12 protein-coding genes are annotated in these 15,253 nt (G+C 58.6%); 2 read left to right on the top strand and 10 right to left on the bottom strand.

Annotated features, from left to right (window positions below):
- Positions 1 to 10: 10 nt before the first annotated feature.
- The 8 genes from tpiA to uvrA all read right to left on the bottom strand — a co-directional run bounded on the left by tpiA (position 11) and on the right by uvrA (position 10,645).
- On the bottom strand, positions 11 to 808 hold the full coding sequence (gene tpiA, locus I6E51_RS08200; RefSeq protein WP_197105649.1) for a triose-phosphate isomerase: 798 nt from the start codon (positions 806 to 808) through the stop codon (positions 11 to 13).
- Positions 796 to 2,013 carry a phosphoglycerate kinase gene (gene pgk / locus I6E51_RS08195; RefSeq protein ID WP_197109938.1) on the bottom strand — a complete coding sequence of 406 codons (1,218 nt, stop codon included), beginning with the start codon at positions 2,011 to 2,013 and terminating at the stop codon, positions 796 to 798. Before pgk ends, tpiA begins: the two co-directional genes overlap by 13 nt.
- 12 nt (positions 2,014 to 2,025) lie before the next feature.
- Positions 2,026 to 3,033 carry a type I glyceraldehyde-3-phosphate dehydrogenase gene (gene gap / locus I6E51_RS08190; RefSeq protein ID WP_197109937.1) on the bottom strand — a complete coding sequence of 336 codons (1,008 nt, stop codon included), beginning with the start codon at positions 3,031 to 3,033 and terminating at the stop codon, positions 2,026 to 2,028.
- 108 nt (positions 3,034 to 3,141) lie between these two features.
- Positions 3,142 to 3,768: a superoxide dismutase gene (locus I6E51_RS08185; RefSeq protein ID WP_197105652.1), complete on the bottom strand. Its 627-nt coding sequence runs from the start codon at positions 3,766 to 3,768 to the stop codon at positions 3,142 to 3,144.
- Positions 3,769 to 3,878: 110 nt separating this feature from the next.
- Positions 3,879 to 4,859: a DNA-binding protein WhiA gene (gene whiA, locus I6E51_RS08180; RefSeq protein ID WP_197105653.1), complete on the bottom strand. Its 981-nt coding sequence runs from the start codon at positions 4,857 to 4,859 to the stop codon at positions 3,879 to 3,881.
- A 45-nt stretch (positions 4,860 to 4,904) separates the two neighbouring features.
- The gene (gene rapZ / locus I6E51_RS08175; protein ID WP_197105654.1) at positions 4,905 to 5,780 is read right to left on the bottom strand and encodes an RNase adapter RapZ; all 876 of its coding nucleotides are present in this window, start codon (positions 5,778 to 5,780) and stop codon (positions 4,905 to 4,907) included.
- A 21-nt stretch (positions 5,781 to 5,801) separates the two neighbouring features.
- On the bottom strand, positions 5,802 to 7,754 hold the full coding sequence (gene uvrC, locus I6E51_RS08170; RefSeq protein ID WP_197109936.1) for an excinuclease ABC subunit UvrC: 1,953 nt from the start codon (positions 7,752 to 7,754) through the stop codon (positions 5,802 to 5,804).
- Positions 7,755 to 7,771: 17 nt separating this feature from the next.
- The gene (uvrA, locus tag I6E51_RS08165) at positions 7,772 to 10,645 is read right to left on the bottom strand and encodes an excinuclease ABC subunit UvrA (RefSeq protein ID WP_197105656.1); all 2,874 of its coding nucleotides are present in this window, start codon (positions 10,643 to 10,645) and stop codon (positions 7,772 to 7,774) included.
- An 80-nt stretch (positions 10,646 to 10,725) separates the two neighbouring features.
- Between uvrA and I6E51_RS08160 the strand changes: the two genes are divergently transcribed.
- Positions 10,726 to 11,871 carry a glycosyltransferase gene (locus I6E51_RS08160; RefSeq protein ID WP_197109935.1) on the top strand — a complete coding sequence of 382 codons (1,146 nt, stop codon included), beginning with the start codon at positions 10,726 to 10,728 and terminating at the stop codon, positions 11,869 to 11,871.
- On the opposite strand, the gene uvrB is transcribed toward I6E51_RS08160, so the two are convergent.
- On the bottom strand, positions 11,825 to 13,897 hold the full coding sequence (uvrB, locus tag I6E51_RS08155) for an excinuclease ABC subunit UvrB (protein ID WP_197109934.1): 2,073 nt from the start codon (positions 13,895 to 13,897) through the stop codon (positions 11,825 to 11,827). The genes I6E51_RS08160 and uvrB overlap by 47 nt on opposite strands.
- Positions 13,898 to 13,957: 60 nt before the next feature.
- On the bottom strand, positions 13,958 to 14,575 hold the full coding sequence (coaE, locus tag I6E51_RS08150) for a dephospho-CoA kinase (protein WP_197109933.1): 618 nt from the start codon (positions 14,573 to 14,575) through the stop codon (positions 13,958 to 13,960).
- A gap of 39 nt (positions 14,576 to 14,614) precedes the next feature.
- Between coaE and I6E51_RS08145 the strand changes: the two genes are divergently transcribed.
- Positions 14,615 to 15,205, top strand: coding sequence for a DUF4126 domain-containing protein (locus I6E51_RS08145; RefSeq protein ID WP_197109932.1), 591 nt, complete (start codon positions 14,615 to 14,617; stop codon positions 15,203 to 15,205).
- Positions 15,206 to 15,253: the final 48 nt, after the last annotated feature.

Below are 15,253 nucleotides of genomic sequence, written 5' to 3'. Positions count from 1 at the left end.
AGTATAACGGCTAGGTGCCGACGTGCTTGGAGAAGCGCGAGATGCTGGCAAATTCCGCCACATCAAGGCTTGCACCGCCCACAAGAGCGCCGTCAATGTTGGGTTCGCGCATGAGGCTCGCAATGTTGCTTGACTTCACGGAACCGCCATAGAGGATTCGTGTGGCCGCAGCGACATCATCGCCGAGCACCTCGGCGAGGGTCTCGCGCAGTCGTGCCGCAACTTGCTCGGCCTGTTCAGGCGTCGCGGCCTTGCCCGAGCCGATAGCCCAGACGGGCTCGTAAGCAACTACGAGCTCTGGCGTGCCAGAGAGTCCAGCGAGTCCGGCCTTCAGCTGAGCGACGGGGACAGCACTAGGACCGTGAGCTTCGAGGTCATCCGCGGTCTCGCCGACGCACAGAACCGGCACGAGGCCGTGCTTCAGCGCTGCGGCAACCTTGCGAGCAAGCTGCTCATCGGTTTCTCCGTGCATCGTGCGACGCTCGGAGTGACCGACTAGCACATAGCGGCAGTCAAGCGATGACAGGAACGCACCGGAGATTTCTCCCGTGTATGCACCCGAATCATGTTCGGAAAGATCTTGGCCGCCGAAGCGTACGTCAAGCTTGTCCGCTGCGACGAGGGTTTGCACCGAACGCAGATCGGTGAACGGGGGAAACACCGCAACCTCTGCACCGTCGACACCGAAGTCGTGATTTGCATCTTTCAACGTCCATGCCAACTTCTGCACAAACGCGATTGACTGAAGATGGTCAAGATTCATCTTCCAATTGCCCGCAATAAGCGGGACGCGCTTTACCTTTGCCATCCAAGTACCTCCAGTCCGGGGAGCTGCTTGCCTTCGAGAAACTCGAGGCTCGCACCGCCACCCGTAGAAATGTGACCAAACTGGTCGTCGTCAAAACCTAATGCGCGAACGGCCGCGGCAGAATCGCCACCACCGACAACGCCGAACCCATCTGTCTCCGTGAGCGCTTGCGCGACTGCCTTCGTTCCTGCCGCAAATGCTGGGAACTCGAACACGCCCATAGGCCCGTTCCAGAAAACAGTCTTGGAGGCCCGAATTACTTCGGCGAATCGAGCTGCAGTGTCCGGCCCGATGTCGAGTCCGATGCCAGCAGCACCGAACTCGGTGTCTTCAATCGCTTGAGCCGACGTTATTGTGTGAGCGGCATCCGGCCCGAACGAAGCGGCCACTGCAATGTCTGTCGGAAGAACAATCTCGACACCCAACTCTTCAGCCTGGGCGATATAGCCCCTGACTGTATCGAGCTGATCGTTTTCAAGGAGGCTAGCTCCAACCTTGTAGCCCTGCGCGGCAAGGAAGGTGAAGAGCATTCCGCCACCAACGAGCAACGAATCAACGCGCGGAAGAAGCGCGCCGATGACGTCGAGCTTGTCAGAAACTTTAGAACCGCCCAACACGACCGTGTAAGGACGCTCTGGGGTTACCGTGAGGCGCTCGAGAACGCCAAGTTCAGTCTCGATAAGCAAACCAGCAGCACTCGGGAGGGCCTTAGCCAACTCAAACACGCTTGCTTGCTTGCGATGAACTACTCCGAAACCGTCAGAGACGAACGCGTCGCCGAAGCGAGCGAGCTTGGCGGCAAACTCTTCGCGTTCCGTCTCTGACTTTGAGGTTTCACCGGAGTTGAACCGCAGATTCTCCAACAGCGCTACGCCGCAATCGTCGAGCTCGGCAACCGCTTGCTCAGCGGCGTGCCCGACGGTGTCCTTAGCGAACACAACGGCTTTGCCCAACAGCTCCGAGAGCCGCTGTGCGACCGGCTCGAGGCTGTACTGAGCATCGGGCTCACCACCGGGGCGACCCAGGTGAGACACGATGACGACGCGAGCGCCCTCATTGATGAGTGCGTTGAGCGTGGGCAACGATGCACGAATGCGACCGTCATCCGTGATCTGGCCGTCCTTGAGGGGTACGTTCAGGTCGCAACGGACGATCACGCGCTTACCGCGCAAGTCGGGAAGCGTTGAAAGAGTTCTGAGGCTCATAGTCGTTGGATGTTAGAGGCGGGCGCCGACGTATTCTGCAACGTCAACGAGGCGGTTGGAGTAACCCCACTCGTTGTCGTACCACGAAGCGACCTTGACCTGGTTGCCAATGACCTTCGTCAGTCCTGCATCGAAGATCGACGAGTGTGGGTCGCCGACGATGTCGGTGGAAACGATGGGGTCCTCGGTGTACTTGAGGATGCCCTTGAGAGGGCCCTCAGCCGCGGCCTTGTACGCCGCGTTGACCTGCTCGACCGTAACTTCAGACGAAGTCGTGATGGTGAGGTCAGTGATCGAACCAGTGATGACGGGAACGCGAAGTGCATAACCATCGAGCTTGCCGACGAGCTCAGGGATGACCAAGCCGAGTGCCTTAGCTGCACCAGTCGACGTCGGGATGACGTTCTGCGCTGCTGCGCGAGCGCGGCGAAGGTCTCCGTGCGGGCCGTCCTGAAGGTTCTGATCTGCGGTGTACGCGTGAACAGTCGTCATGAACCCGGTGTCGATTCCGAAGTTGTCCATGAAGACCTTGGCCAACGGTGCGAGGCAGTTGGTCGTGCACGATGCGTTCGAGATGATGTTGTGAACGGCGGGGTCGTAGATTCCCTCGTTGACGCCGAGCACCAGAGTTGCTACGTCATCGCCCGAAGCCGGCGCCGAAACGATGACCTTCTTGGCACCAGCAGCGATGTGCTTCGCGGCATCCGCCGACTTGGTGAAGTGACCGGTCGACTCGATGACGATGTCGACGCCAAGCTCGCCCCACGGGAGGTTCGAGGGATCGCGCTCAGCGAAAACCTTGATTGCCTTGCCGTCGACGACGATCTGCTCGTCATCAAACGTAACCTCAGCGTCTAGACGACCAGTGATGGTGTCGTACTTGAGGAGATGAGCGAGGGTCTTGTTGTCTGTGAGGTCGTTGACCGCAACAATTTCAATGTTGCTGTCCTTAGCCATTGCCGCTCGAAAGAAGTTGCGACCGATGCGACCGAAACCATTAATACCGATTTTTACGCTCACTGTTGCTCCAGAAAATCAGGCGTCTAGGACGCGTCGTGCTGTAGTGGTGGGGGTGTTGCTTGGGTGGAGACTGGGCTAAAGCCGGGGCCTAACCCGGCCACGATGCCGCTACGAGAGTAGCAGCAGACCGTTTGTCTTCGAGCGCGCTGCGCTGAAGCGGTCCTGAACGTTGGCCCAGTCAACGATGTTCCAGAACGCCTTGACGTAGTCAGCACGCACGTTCTTGTAGTCGAGGTAGTAGGCGTGCTCCCACACATCAAGCATGAGGAGAGGAACGATGCCCGCAGGCAAGTTGCCCTGCTGGTCGAAGAACTGAACGATGATGAGGCGCTCACCGATGGAGTCCCAAGCCAACACTGCCCAGCCTGAACCCTGCACACCCATAGCGGTCGCTGTGAAGTGTGCCGTGAACTTATCGAACGAGCCGAAGTGGTCGTCGATGGCGCTCTCAAGGTCGCCGGTGGGCTTGTCGCCACCGTTGGGCGACATGTTGGTCCAGAAAATGGAGTGGTTGATGTGTCCACCCAAGTTGAACGCGAGATCCTTCTCGAGCTTGTTCACATTGGCGAGGTTTCCGGAATCGCGAGCTTCAGCAAGCCCCGCGATCGCAGCATTCGCACCAGTGACATATGCCTGGTGGTGCTTGCTGTGGTGCAACTCCATGATCATGGCGCTGATGCTTGGCTCGAGCGCGGAGTAGTCGTACGAAAGTTCTGGAAGCGTGTAATCAGCCATCGGAAGTCCTCCTAGGATCGTGATTCCTGCGCCGGCTGGCGAGCACGGTCAGGTGAGATACATCCAGTCTAACCACGTCCATCCGACGCACGTGTCGTATGGAGGGAACGCTAAGCCTCGTCCAACTCAGCGGGAAGGTTTGCTTCAGTACCGGCTACACCGAGGTCGCTTGCGCGCTTGTCCGCCATTGCCAGTAGCCGACGGATGCGGCCAGCAACAGCATCCTTCGTCATCGGCGGATCAGCATGGTGGCCTAATTCGTCCAGGCTTGAGTCTCGGTGGCTGAGGCGAAGTTCGCCGGCGTAACGCAGGTGCTGCGGCACGTCATCCCCCAAGATCTCAAGAGCGCGTTCGACGCGGGCGCACGCGGCAACAGCAGCTTGCGCCGAACGGCGAAGGTTCGCATCGTCAAAGTTCACTAGGCGGTTGGCGGTGGCGCGAACTTCGCGACGTTGACGCAATTCGTTCCAGCTCACCACAGTCGTCTCGGCGCCCATGATCGTGAGCATGGCGCTAATGGCTTCGCCATCGCGAACAACGACACGGTGAACACCGCGAACCTCGCGTGCCTTTGCGGCGACGCGGAGTCGACCTGCAGCGCCAACGAGCGCCATTGCGGCCTCGTTGCCAGGGCAGGTTACCTCGAGAGCGGCCGAGCGACCCGGATCTGTGAGCGAGCCTGCCGCAAGAAACGCCCCACGCCAGACAGCAGCGAGTTCACCGCGGCCGCCAGTAGTCACGCGGTTCGGGAGGCCGCGGATGGGGCGGCGGCGGGCATCCAAAAGTCCAGTCTGGCGAGCGAGGGTCTCTCCCCCGTCGAGAACGCGCACCAGAAGATTGTTCGTACGCCGGCCACCGGAAGACGCAACGCGCGAAATCTCAGAGCGAACGCCGTACAGCTCAGCAATGTCGCGCCGCACACGGCGAGCGAGCAATTCGCTTTCCAGCTCAGATTCGACGGCGATACGTCCGGAAATCAGATGGAGACCACCCGAGAACCGCAAAATTGTTGCGAGCTCTGCAGCGCGCTCAGTCGTCTTGCCCAACTGAATTCGTGCCAGTTCGTCTTTGACTTCAGCAGTTAATGCCACTAACTGGCCTTCCTTCCAAGATGGCGGTTCTGTTGGATGAGCAATCTACTCTCGTCCACGGTCCCGATGCTTAATGCTTACGGCTACACCGGGCAGGCCGCTAAGAATAGCTGACAGCTCTTCGGCAATCGCAACCGAACGGTGTTTGCCACCAGTACAGCCGATCGCGATCGTTGCGTGTCTTTTATTCTCGCGCTGATACCCGGCGAATACAGGTTCGAGGGCTCGCGCATAATCTGCAACGAACTCCTGTGCTCCTGGCGCCCCAACGACATAGGCACGGACGCGTTCATCGAGTCCGTCTAATGCTTTGAGCTCGGGCACCCAAAAGGGATTAGGTAAGAATCTGCAGTCAGCAACCATGTCGGCGTCTGCTGGAAGTCCGTACTTAAATCCGAAGCTCTCAATAGTAATACGCAATCCAGCGTCGCTCTCCGCAGAGAACTTTTCGATGATGGTCATCGCCAACTGGTGGATGTTGAGGTCTGTAGTGTCGATGATGATGTCGCTACTGGAGCGAATCTCCGCCATACGGGTTCGTTCGGCAGCAATTCCATCGAGCGGGGTTCCCTCATCTTGGAGAGGGTGCGGCCGGCGGACCTGCTCAAAACGGCGAACCAGCGCGGCATCTTCGGCATCAAGAAAAAGAACCCGAAGAGAAGTGGAAGCACGGAGGGCCTCAATTGCATGCTGGGCATCCGAGAAGAGTTTGCCACCACGCACGTCGATAACCGCAGCCACGCGTGGGAGGGAATCTCCGGCGCGGTGAGCGAGGTCCACAAGAGGCAGAAGCATCTGAGGTGGCAAGTTGTCTACGACATACCAGCCGAGATCCTCTAGCGCGTTGCCGACGGTCGAACGACCGGCGCCCGACATGCCAGTCACAATAAGAACTTCTTGCTGCTCTGTCACGGGTTTCATGGTGGCTTCAGACTACCTGAGCTAGCGCTGACCGAGCTTCTCGATGATCGCGGCAGCAGTCGCCTCTCCTACTCCCGGGACTTCTGTGATCTGTTCGGGCGTTGCCGCCTTGAGCCGAGCGACGGAGCCAAAGTGCTGCAACAGCGCCTTGATGCGGGACGGGCCGAGGCCCGGAACAGTGGAGAGGATCGAGGAAATGTCCTTTGACCTTCGCTGACGCTGATGAGTAATTGCGGAGCGGTGCGCCTCATCGCGGATGCGTTGAATCAAAAAAAGCGCATCACTATTGCGGGGAAGAATAACCGGATACTCAGAGTCGGGCAGCCAGATCTCTTCTAGTCGCTTAGCAATTCCAGCGAGTTGGATACCGGAAACGCCGGACTCCTCGAGAGCGCGCTGTGCCGCTGAAACCTGCGGTTGCCCACCATCAACGATGAGCAATTGGGGCGGATAAGCAAACTTGGGAGAAGGAGCCACGACATCTGTCGCGAGCTCCGCAGAAGCTGCGGCATCCTCATCGGGCTCCCCCGTACTGAGCGTCTTGTTGGGCGAAGTCGCCTGAGCTTCAGCTGCAGTAGGGACCGCATTCCCGGCGGCAAGATAGGCAAGCCGACGCGTGAGGACCTGGTAGATCGAATCAGTGTCGTCGGTGGTCTCGGGGATATTGAAACGCCGGTAGTGCTGCTTCTTAGGCAGTCCATCTTCGAAGACGACCATGGATGCAACCACATTCGTGCCTGAGAGGTGCGAAACGTCGAAACATTCCATCCGAAGCGGAGCCTCGGTCATTCCCAATGCTTCCTGGATATCTGCCAGCGCCTGCGAACGAGCAACGAAGTCGCCGCTCCGTTTCGACTTATAGAGCATGAGCGCGTTCTTAGCGTTTGTCTCCACGGTCTGCGCCAGTGACGCCTTTTCGCCCCGCTGCGCGACCCTCAAACGGACGCGCGCGCCCGGCCCACGGCGCTGCGCTAGCCACTCTTCCAGCGCAGTGCCGTCCTCTGGCAGCGCTGGCACGAGGACATCGCGCGGTGGGACGGTGTCGTCGTAGGCGTTCTGCAACACAGATTCGACCAGTCCGCCGAGTTCGACATCCAGTTCTTTATCGACGACCCATCCACGAACACCGCGAATTCGGCCGCCTCGAACAATGAACTGTTGCACGGCGGCTGCGAGCTCATCGTGCGCAATTCCGAAGAAATCGGCATCCACATCCTCGGACAACACGATCTGGTTTTTAGCGAGCGCTGTCTCCATCGCCCCAATTTGGTCACGATAGCGCGCGGCCGCCTCATACTCCTGAGTCGCTGCGGACTCTGCCATTTTGGCTTTGATTGAGTTGAGCATTCGAGAGTCGTTGCCTCCCATGAACGACGCAAAATCTAGTGCAATCGATTTATGCGCTTCGAGCGTCACTCGGCCGACACAGGGCGCCGCACACTTACCAATATCGCCGAGCAAGCAGGGGCGACCAGTTTGTTGGGCGCGCTTGTAGACCGACGTCGAGCAGCTGCGCATCGGGAAAGCTTTGAGCATCACATCGACCGTGTCGCGGATGGCCCACGCGCGCGAATAGGGGCCGAAGTATCGCGCATTGGGCAGGTTACGATTGCGCGTGACAAGCACCCGTGGAACAGGATCACCCATCGTGATCGCAAGGTACGGGTAGGACTTGTCGTCTTTGTACTGAACGTTAAACGGCGGATCGAATTCTTTGATCCAGGTGTATTCCAGCTGCAGCGCTTCAAAGTCATTGCCGACGATCGTCCACTCAACGTTTGTTGCGGTGAGCACCATCCGTCGAGTGCGCTCGTGAAGAGTGGTCAGCGGTGCAAAGTAGTTGCTGAGACGGGCGCGCAAGTTCTTCGCTTTTCCCACGTAGAGCACGCGCTTCTTATCGTCAGTAAACCGATAGACGCCAGGCTGGTTAGGGATGTCTCCTGCGCGCGGGCGCCAAGGAACAGTGTTAGCCACCGTTGACTCCCAGCGGCCTAGACACGATTGCCACTCAATACTTCAGCCAAGAACTGGCCAGTGTGGCTTCCCGCGACCTTGGCGACCTTCTCGGGAGCTCCGACGGACAGCAGCTCTCCGCCGCCAGACCCGCCTTCGGGGCCGAGATCAATGAGCCAGTCAGCAGACTTAATGACATCAAGGTTGTGCTCGATCACGATGACAGTGTTTCCCTTATCAACGAGACCGTTGAGCACCAACAAGAGCTTGCGCACGTCTTCGAAGTGGAGACCTGTCGTTGGCTCATCGAGCACATAGACGCTGCGCCCCATCGATCGGCGCTGGAGCTCAGTAGCAAGCTTGACTCGTTGTGCCTCACCGCCCGAGAGAGTTGTCGCGCTCTGGCCGAGACGCACATAGCCAAGCCCGACCTCTTCGAGCGTCTTCAAGTAACGGTGAATGCTCGTGATTGCCTCGAAGAAGTCCGCGGCCTCACTGATCGGCATGTCGAGCACTTCAGCGATGTTCTTGGCCTTGTACTTTACGGCGAGGGTGTCGCGGTTATAGCGCGCTCCCCCGCACACTTCACACGCGACGTACACGTCGGGCAAGAAGTTCATCTCGATCTTGATAGTGCCGTCACCCGAACAGTTCTCGCAGCGACCGCCCTTGACGTTAAAGCTGAAGCGACCGGGCAAGTATCCTCGAGCTTTCGCATCCGCGGTCTCGGAGAACAACGTGCGGATCTTGTCGAAGACGCCCGTGTACGTGGCGGGATTGGATCGTGGAGTGCGTCCGATCGGGTTCTGGTCGACATGAACTACCTTGTCGAGGTTCTCGAGGCCCGTGACTCGCGTGTGCTTGCCTGGAATCTGGCGCGCACCGTTGAGTTCGTTGGCAAGGACCTTGTAGAGGATGTCGTTGACGAGGCTTGATTTTCCAGAACCACTGACGCCCGTGACCGCGGTGAACGTGCCAAGCGGGAATTTGACGGTGACGTTCTTGAGGTTGTTCGCCTTCGCTCCCTCAACGGTAATCTGGCGCGCCTTGTCAATCGGGCGACGCTTCTTCGGCGTTTCGATGGCCTTACGCCCCGACAGGTAGTCAGCGGTTATCGACCGTGTATTGGTGAGTAGCTCTTCGTAGGAACCGGAGTGAACGACTTCTCCACCGTGTTCGCCGGCGCCAGGCCCAATATCGACAACCCAATCGGCGGTGCGAATCGTATCTTCATCGTGCTCAACCACGATGAGGGTGTTGCCGAGGTTCTTGAGCTTGACGAGAGTTTCGATCAATCGTCGGTTGTCACGCTGGTGAAGTCCGATACTGGGCTCGTCGAGCACATAGAGCACGCCTGTGAGACCGGAGCCAATTTGGGTCGCCAGTCGGATGCGTTGCGCCTCGCCACCGCTCAATGTTGCGGCCGCACGTGCGAGGTTCAGATAGCTCAGGCCGACCTCGACCAAGAATTCTAGGCGCAATCGGATTTCGCGAAGCACTTGAGCAGCAATGTGGGCATCCCGCTCAGAGAGAACCAGTTCATTCATGAAGCCGTAGGCATCGATGAGGCTGAGCTCGCAGATGTCAGAAATGCTGTTGTCAGCGACAGTAACGGCCAAGACCTCTGGCTTCAAACGCTTGCCATCACATACGGGGCAGGGAATCTCGCGGAGATACGCCGCATAGCGCTGGCGCTGAACATCTGTCTCCGCCTCGAGGTATTTGCGCTCGATGTAGGGAATCACTCCCTCAAACCCCGTGGAGTACTTCATCTCGCGCCCGTAGCGGTTTTTCCACTTAACGGACACCTTGAAATCGTTGCCTCGCAAAACTGCTTCGCGAACATCTTCGGGGAGATCGCCCCACGGAGTGTCGAGCGAGAAATCAAGGTCGAGGGCTAGGCCGCCGAGCAACTTTTCGAAGTAGTTATAGAGACCCTTGCCCGAGTTCGTCCAGGGCAAGATTGCGCCCTCAGAGAGACTGACTGAATCATCGGCGATGAGGAGCTCTGCGTCGATCGACATGCGGGTACCGAGCCCCGAACACTCCGGGCACGCGCCGAAAGGGGCGTTGAATGAGAAGGTGCGTGGCTCGATTTCGGTGAGCTGGATGGGGTGATTATTGGGGCAGGACAGCTTCTCGGAGAACGAACGCCACGCGGCATCCCCCTCCTCGTCAACAAAGTTGATCGCGACAGTTCCGTCGGTGAGTCGCAGTGCGGTCTCGAGTGAATCGGTAAGGCGCGTAAGGATGTCGTCGCTTGCCACCAACCGGTCAACGACGACAGAAATATCGTGTTTGTACTGCTTCTTCAGCTTGGGAGGCTCGCTGAGCTGGATGACATCGCCATCCACGATGGCGCGGGAGTAACCGCTCGAGGCGAGCTCCGCGAAGAGATCAACGAACTCGCCCTTTTTCTGAGAAACGACGGGACTGACAATTTGATAGCGTGTGCCGCTCTCAAGCTTCATCAGTTGGTCGGCAATTTGTTGCACCGATTGGCGCTCAATCTTTTCGCCGCACACGGCGCAGTGCGGAACTCCGATGCGCGCCCACAACAGTCGCATGTAGTCGTAGATCTCTGTGATCGTTCCGACGGTTGACCGTGGGTTTCGGTTCGTGGATTTCTGGTCAATCGAGACCGCCGGGCTGAGTCCCTCAATGAAATCGACGTCTGGCCGATCGACCTGGCCTAGGAATTGACGCGCATAGGCCGAAAGCGATTCGACGTAGCGTCGCTGGCCCTCTGCGAAAATAGTGTCGAACGCGAGGCTCGATTTGCCTGACCCGGAAAGACCAGTGAAGACAACGAGAGAGTCGCGCGGAATCTCGAGGTCAACGTTCTTGAGATTGTGAACCCGAGCGCCACGGACGCTGAGGTGAGAATTAGGAATCGACTGTGCTGTAGTCACTCTTCCTATTCTACGGAAACCGCTGACATTGTCTGGACGTTCGCCCAGCACAGAGTGCTCGTCCCCGCGATAATGGGTGAATGCACATTGCGCACGTTACGAGCTTTTACTCGGCACCAGCCTTATTGCCTTCAAGCGCTGTGCGTTCTCGTGGTCTGGCGTATCAGGCAGCCGGGCACGAGTTCTCCATCATCATCCCCGGAGCCGAGTCATCGGTGACCTGGACCGAATACGGCACTGTGGTCACGGTCCCCGCTCGTGGCCGAGCATTATCCCGCGGATTCGTTCCAATCGCCAAAGCTGTGCGCCGTGCTCTCGAAAAGCTTGTGCCCGATCAGATCGAAGTCGCCGACCGCCTCAGTGCTCGCGAACTGGGCGCGTGGGCTCGCGACAACCGTGTGCCGGCCGTGCTCCTCACGGACGATGACGAAGCCGAGTGGGCTACGGCACACACCCCACTGGGGTTCGACCAGGTCATTCACACGGGGGTAGTCGGCGCGCAGGGTTCCGATTCTGCGACCCACGAAAACTCGAGCACGGCGACCGACCCTGCAACGACGTCCGCTCCCGACAATCGCGTTGTGAGCATCCCGTCAGGGGTAAACGTCGAAGTGTTCTCTCCGCTGCGCCACAACAGCACTCTCCGCGACTCAAGCGGCGCCGAATTGGTCGTCGTATGTGCGGCGCCGCTCACCTCCGCGGGAGCGGTCTCAGTCGCGATTGACGCAGTGCGACACCGAGCTTCTCAGGGCGAGGACCTCCATTTGGTGATCTTGGGCGATGGCCCGCTGCGTGCCCGGCTCGAACGAAGTGCGGTGGGGATTTCAGTTCAATTTCTGAGCGCGCACGATCTCACGCTGGTGGAGCGAGCAGAAGTCTTTGCGACTGCAGACCTTGCGATCGTCACAACAAACGGATCGTGCGCTCAGGCCATAGCTCTGGAATCCCTCGCTACGGGCACTCCCACGATTATCACAACCGCGAGCAAGGAGCACATTGCATTCGCCGATGGCGGTGGACTCACGGTGGCTCCGGATCTTACTCATATCGCTCACGCGCTCAGAGTTCTTGCCGATATCCCGGTAGAGGAACGACGTGGGGCGGCGCGAACGACCGCACTCCCCCACGACTCCTTCGCTCAGGAGCGCCGCATGATTGCGATGCACGAAACGCTGGCCACTACTTTAAATGACCAGCCTGCTCCATCTGGCGCAGTTCCTTCTTGAGTTCCTGAACTTCATCTCGTAATCGAGCAGCAAGCTCAAACTTCAACTCGGATGCCGCTTGAAGCATCTGTTCGTTGAGATCGCCAATGATATTCTCAAGATCATTTCCGCCGGCGGCAGCGATTCCTTCCCGCGCCAGTTTGGGCGTCGGAGTGCGTTTCTTGCCGTCACGATTGCGGGTGGCGAGCAGCTCTGCGGTGTCAGCGCCCTCACGGAGAAGGGCATCAGTGATGTCAGCAATTTTCTTGCGTAGCGGCTGGGGGTCAATACCGTGCTCGGTGTTGTATGCCACCTGCTTTTCGCGGCGACGATCAGTCTCCTCGATCGCAAACGCCATCGATCGCGTAATGACGTCGGCGTACATGTGAACCTCGCCGGAGACATTTCGAGCGGCACGCCCGATGGTTTGAATGAGTGATGTGGACGACCGCAAGAAGCCTTCCTTGTCTGCATCCAGAATCGCGACGAGCGACACTTCGGGAAGGTCAAGCCCTTCCCGAAGGAGGTTGATGCCCACGAGCACGTCATAGATGCCCTGTCGGAGCTCGGTGAGTAGCTCCACGCGGCGTAGCGTGTCGACGTCAGAGTGCAAGTAGCGCACCCGAACACCATTCTCCGAAAGGAATTCGGTGAGTTCTTCAGCCATCTTCTTTGTGAGCGTGGTGACGAGCACACGCTCGTTCTTCTCGACGCGAAGCCTGATTTGTTCGAGAAGGTCGTCAATTTGACCCTTCGACGGCTTAACGACGATTTGCGGATCGATGAGTCCTGTCGGGCGGATCACCTGCTCGACAACGGAGTCAGTGATACCCATCTCGTATTTGCCCGGTGTCGCAGAAAGGTAGACCTTCTGGCCGGCACGCTCAAGAAACTCTTCCCATTTCAACGGGCGATTGTCGAGCGCGCTCGGGAGGCGGAACCCGTGTTCCACAAGAGTGCGCTTTCGTGAGGCATCGCCCTCGTACATGGCGCCGATCTGAGGCACCGTGACGTGCGACTCATCGAGCACCACGAGAAAATCATCCGGAAAGTAGTCGAGCAAACAGCTTGGTGGTTCGCCGGGTTGGCGCCCATCCATGTGGAGAGAATAGTTCTCAATGCCGTTGCAAAAACCGATCTGCTCCATCATTTCGATGTCGAAGGTCGTGCGCATACGCAAGCGTTGAGCTTCGAGAAGCTTTCCTTGACGCTCCAGCACGGCAAGCCGGTCGGCGAGCTCCTCCTGAATGGACACGATTGCGGTTTTGATCGTTTCGGGGCTTGCCGAATAGTGGGTGCCAGGGAAAACCGACACCGAATCCATCTTCTTGACGATGTCGCCGGTCAACGGATGCAGGGAGTAGAGCGCCTCGATTTCGTCTCCGAACATCTCGATTCGGATCGCGAGTTCTTCATACACCGGAATGATCTCAATGGTGTCGCCGCGCACGCGGAAGTTTCCCCGCGAGAAGTCGTAGTCGTTGCGCTGATACTGCATTCCCACAAACTTGCGGATGAGCGTTTCGCGATCGATGCGCATTCCCACCTGCAGGGCGATCATCGCTTCAAGATAGGACTCAGCAGCGCCAAGCCCGTAAATGCTCGACACTGTGGAGACCACGACCGTGTCGCGGCGGCTGAGCAAAGAGTTGGTAGTGGAATGTCGCAGTCGCTCGACTTCGGCGTTGACCGACGAGTCCTTCTCGATAAAGGTATCTGTCTGCGGAATGTAGGCCTCGGGCTGGTAGTAGTCGTAGTACGAAACGAAATACTCCACCGCGTTGTTGGGCATCAAATCCCGGAACTCGTTAGCCAGTTGAGCGGCAAGAGTCTTGTTGTGGGACATGATGAGCGTTGGTCGCTGCACCTGTTCGATAAGCCACGCGGTTGTTGCCGACTTTCCCGTGCCGGTGGCGCCGAGCAGCACAATATCGGTTTCGCCGGCATTGATTCGCTGAGCAAGCTCGCGGATCGCCTGAGGCTGATCTCCGGAAGGTGAGTACTCGCTAATTACCTCAAAAGGACGTACTGAGCGAGTTGGTTCCATACCTCAAGTGTAGGCACCGGCACTGACAACGACCCGAAAACGGAGTCGCCAAGCGAACGCTTAGCGCGAACTCACTAATTGGTCGCGAAGCAACTGCCACACTTCGTCAGCATGACGTTCTGTATCCGTCAAATCGGCTCCGGAATCCACGACGAAGTCGGCCACCGCTCTGCGATTGGCGCTCGACGCTTGAGACGCGACGCGCCCCTCTGCCTCACTGCGCGGCATGTTGCGGTGCTCGATCAAACGCTGAATGCGAGTTTCTGGATCAGCCTCAACCGTCACTACTGCCGAGAACTTATCGACGGGTTGACCCGACTCCACCAATAAGGGGATGTCGTACACAATCAGCGCCTCAGGGTCGCGATCGTAGGCGGCAGCGAAACGTTGCTGGGCGAGCCGACTGATCGCCGGATGGGTGATGCTGTTAAGAGCCTGACGGGCATCCGAGTCACCAAAAACGATACTGCCGAGAGCCTGGCGGTTGAGAGATCCATCGTCGTTCAGCACGTCTGCGCCAAAATGATCAACGATCGCGGCCAGCGCCGGGGAGTCTGGCTCAACCACTTCGCGGGCGAGAGCATCCGCGTCGACGACGACAGCTCCGTGTTCGGCCCACCGCTTAGCTACAGTCGACTTTCCCGAAGCAATCCCACCGGTGAGCGCTATCAAGTGCATTCCTCAATGCTAACCTCAGCCTGTTGAAAGGGAGAGCGGATGTTCGAAATACTCACCGGCAGCGGCCTCGCCGTTGCGGCTGGCCTCAACGCCTATATTCCGCTTCTCATATTGGGCATCGCTGGCCGAGTCTTTGACTTTGTAGAGCTGCCCGCCGCATGGTCGTGGCTCGAAAACCCCTGGGTGATCGCCGTTCTCGGGGTGCTGCTCGTCGTGGAAGTAATCGCCGACAAAGTGCCCGTCGTGGATTCCGTGAACGATTGGATTCAGACCATCGTGCGTCCCGCAGCAGGCGGTATCGCCTTCGGTACGGGTGCCGCTTCTGAGACAGCAGTGGTCACCGATCCAGCATCGTTTTTCACGTCAGAGGCGTGGGTGCCCGTCGTTATCGGAATCATTCTTGCGTTCGGCACGCACGCCACCAAAATGGCTGCACGCCCTGTGCTCAACGCCGCTACTGCCGGAGCGGCTGCACCAGTGGTCAGCGCCGCAGAGGACATCAGTAGCGTACTGCTCAGTCTGATGGCGCTCATTGTTCCTGTCATCGGAACGCTTGCCCTCATCGGGCTCGTGGCGTGGCTGGTTGCACGAGTTCGACGAGCGCGACGCGCCACAAAGCGCACAACCTAGGCACCCCCGCTCAGGCTCGCCAGCTGAGCAGAGCACTCCCCCGCCCGC

The organism is Salinibacterium sp. NSLL17 (assembly GCF_015864935.1).
Taxonomy (GTDB): Bacteria; Actinomycetota; Actinomycetes; order Actinomycetales; family Microbacteriaceae; genus Rhodoglobus.
Note: the sequence above shows the minus strand (reverse complement) of the source record. Positions and strands in the feature narration are given on the sequence as shown.

Coding starts and splice junctions, on each gene's coding strand:
- pgk (WP_197109938.1), bottom strand. CDS start 2,013: ATGAGCCTCAGAACTCTTTCAACGCTTCCCGACTTGCGCGGTAAGCGC.
- I6E51_RS08160 (WP_197109935.1), top strand. CDS start 10,726: ATGCACATTGCGCACGTTACGAGCTTTTACTCGGCACCAGCCTTATTG.
- I6E51_RS08145 (WP_197109932.1), top strand. CDS start 14,615: ATGTTCGAAATACTCACCGGCAGCGGCCTCGCCGTTGCGGCTGGCCTC.
- uvrB (WP_197109934.1), bottom strand. CDS start 13,897: ATGGAACCAACTCGCTCAGTACGTCCTTTTGAGGTAATTAGCGAGTAC.
- I6E51_RS08185 (WP_197105652.1), bottom strand. CDS start 3,768: ATGGCTGATTACACGCTTCCAGAACTTTCGTACGACTACTCCGCGCTC.
- tpiA (WP_197105649.1), bottom strand. CDS start 808: ATGGCAAAGGTAAAGCGCGTCCCGCTTATTGCGGGCAATTGGAAGATG.
- coaE (WP_197109933.1), bottom strand. CDS start 14,575: ATGCACTTGATAGCGCTCACCGGTGGGATTGCTTCGGGAAAGTCGACT.
- rapZ (WP_197105654.1), bottom strand. CDS start 5,780: ATGAAACCCGTGACAGAGCAGCAAGAAGTTCTTATTGTGACTGGCATG.